Source organism: Methylosinus sp. Ce-a6, from assembly GCF_009811655.1.
In the GTDB taxonomy this organism is placed as follows: domain Bacteria; phylum Pseudomonadota; class Alphaproteobacteria; order Rhizobiales; family Beijerinckiaceae; genus Methylosinus.
Genome location: NZ_BGJX01000071.1, coordinates 1 through 2,306, shown reverse-complemented (window position 1 = coordinate 2,306; position 2,306 = coordinate 1). Strand labels below are relative to the sequence as shown.

Genomic DNA, 2,306 nt, shown 5'->3' with positions numbered 1-2,306 from the left:
CGGGAGCCGTGTGAGTCGAGAGGTTCATGCACGGTTCTAGGAGCGCCCGGGGGTGAAATTCCTCCGGGCGACTCGACATGCTCGGAAAGCCGACGATGGTCAGAATGCGCAGATGCGCGTTTCCGAGCCGTGGCTCCATGCCTCCGGTGAGCGGCTCGTCGGCGAGCAGCGCATCGAGATGCATCGGCGTTTCGGGGACGCGGACGCGCTGCCTGCGTGTCGATATCGTCGAATGCAGGAATGTCAGCGTTTCGCCATCGTCGAGCCATGCGGTCTCGGGCATAAAGCTCTCGACCAATTGCAGCACGCGATTGGTGCGATCGATGAAGCCGCGCAGCAGCTCCCACGGATCGACGCCGTCTTGCGCGCGGCCTTCAAAGAGCCAATTCTCGGCGCGCGACGCGTCCTCCTCCGGCGGCAGCCAGAGGAGCGTCAGGAAATACCGGCTCTCGAAATGCGCGCTCGCCTCCTCGAAGGCGTTCTGTCGCTCTAGGTCGACGAGCGCCGAAGCCGCGTCGGAAAAGCGGTCGTGCGGATAATGCTGCGCCGGCAAGCGATCGGCTTCGACGAAAATGGCCCAGCCGGAGCCGAGACGGCGCAGCGCATTGTTGAGGCGCGCGGTCACGCCGACGAGCTCGGCCGGCGTGGCGCTGTCGAGGTCCGGTCCGCGGAAGCGCGCCGTGCGCTGAAACGAGCCGTCCTTGTTGAGGACGACGCCTTCGGCGACGAGGGCGGCCCAGGGCAGGAAATCGGCGAGGCTCGTCGGTCGGCCACGATATTCGGCGAGGTTCAGCATGGCGGCCTCACACACCGAAAAAAGCGGGATAGCGCAGGTGGCGGCGCACGACCTCGACGAATTGCGGATCGCGCTTGGCCGCCCAGACCGCGGCGCTGTGGCTGACCGCCCAGAACAGAGCGCCGGGTAGCCAGAGGCGGAGTCCGAGCGCGAGCGCCGCGGCCAGCGTGCCATTGGCGATCGCGACCGCCCGCGGCGCGCCGCCGAGCAGGATCGGATCGGTCAACGCCCGATGTACGGGGACGAAGAAGCCGGGGACGTCCTCGGCGCTGTCGAAGCCGCTCATCAGATCAGCGCTCCGCCGGAGAAGGAGAAGAAGGAGAGAAAGAAGGAGCTGGCGGCGAAAGCGATCGAGAGACCGAAGACGATCTGGATCAGCCGGCGGAATCCGCCCGACGTGTCGCCGAAGGCGAGCGTCAGGCCGGTCACTGTGATGATGATGACCGAAATGATCTTGGCGACCGGGCCCTGGATGGATTCGAGAATTTGGTTGAGCGGAGTTTCCCACGGCATGGAAGAGCCGGAGGCGTGAGCCGAAGATGAAGACATCACCGCGCAGCCGATGATGGCAGCGAGGATGGTAATGCGTCGGCCAAATCGGCTATTTGGAGTAAAGGGCGTCATGATTGGTCTCCTGCGACATGTGCAGCGATCGAAAGGACTCGGTAATCGCCGGTGGATGGATCGAGGCCGTCGACGGTCGCGAGTTCGGCGAGGCGCCGCTCGCCACCGCGGCCCTGCAGAACGGCGATGACATCGATGGTCTCGGCGATCAGCGCGCGCGGCACGGTGATTACGGCTTCCTGAATGAGCTGCTCGAGACGGCGCAGCGCCCCGAGCGCCGTGCCGGCGTGAATGGTGGCGATGCCACCGGGATGTCCGGTGCCCCAGGCCTTCAGCAGGTCGAGGGCTTCCGCGCCGCGAACCTCGCCGATCGGAATGCGGTCTGGCCGCAGTCGAAGCGACGAGCGGACGAGATCGGAAAGGGAGACGACGCACGCCGGTGAGCCCGACAGCGGTCGCCGATTTCGTTCCGCTGGGCGCCGGAATCGGAGTTGGAGCAAGGTCGCTGGGTTGCGCCATGCACGGGCTGAGGTGGAACGCGACGACCTCCTCGGACATAGGACCGTCGACGATGAAGGATCGCCAGAGGGAGTCAGTGGCGCTGACGGCCCGTTCCAAGGTGGTGGACACCATGTGGACACCACTTTGGAAAAGTGAAAGGCCGCCTTGCGGCGGCCTTTTCATAACGCTCTGGAATATATTGTCTATTTTGGAGCGGGCGAAGGGATTCGAACCCTCGACCCCAACCTTGGCAAGGTTGTGCTCTACCCCTGAGCTACACCCGCATCCGCGCCGCGTCGCCGCAGCGGGGTCCTTATGCCGTAATCGAAGCGTCATTGCAACTGTCTCGAACGGCTGCGCACAGGGCGCAGGGGAATCGGGTGAAGGATTTCAGGCGGCGACGAGACTTGCGAGGAAGTCGTCGTCCCAGGCGGCGGTCATGCGC

General features: G+C 65.0%; 2 protein-coding genes, 1 tRNA gene and 2 pseudogenes. All 5 read right to left on the bottom strand.

Going from position 1 to position 2,306, the window contains the following annotated elements:
* A pseudogene (locus Mspo_RS19300) lies at positions 1–796 on the bottom strand (conjugal transfer protein TrbE); the annotation flags it as partial.
* A 7-nt stretch (positions 797–803) separates the two neighbouring features.
* Positions 804–1,082, bottom strand: coding sequence for a VirB3 family type IV secretion system protein (locus tag Mspo_RS19295; RefSeq protein ID WP_159732899.1), 279 nt, complete (start codon positions 1,080–1,082; stop codon positions 804–806).
* A complete protein-coding gene (locus Mspo_RS19290) occupies positions 1,082–1,420 on the bottom strand; it encodes a TrbC/VirB2 family protein (protein WP_159732897.1) in 339 nt (112 codons plus the stop codon). The genes Mspo_RS19295 and Mspo_RS19290 overlap by 1 nt, the downstream gene beginning before the upstream one ends.
* Positions 1,417–1,785 (bottom strand): annotated as a pseudogene (locus Mspo_RS19285) (ATPase, T2SS/T4P/T4SS family); the annotation flags it as partial. The gene Mspo_RS19290 and the pseudogene Mspo_RS19285, both read right to left, overlap by 4 nt.
* A gap of 285 nt (positions 1,786–2,070) precedes the next feature.
* Positions 2,071–2,145: transfer RNA gene (locus Mspo_RS19280), tRNA-Gly, on the bottom strand.
* Positions 2,146–2,306: the final 161 nt, after the last annotated feature.

Excerpts from the sequence above, each read along its gene's own strand:
- Mspo_RS19295 (WP_159732899.1), bottom strand. The coding sequence starts at position 1,082 with ATGAGCGGCTTCGACAGCGCCGAGGACGTCCCCGGCTTCTTCGTCCCC.
- Mspo_RS19290 (WP_159732897.1), bottom strand. The coding sequence starts at position 1,420 with ATGACGCCCTTTACTCCAAATAGCCGATTTGGCCGACGCATTACCATC.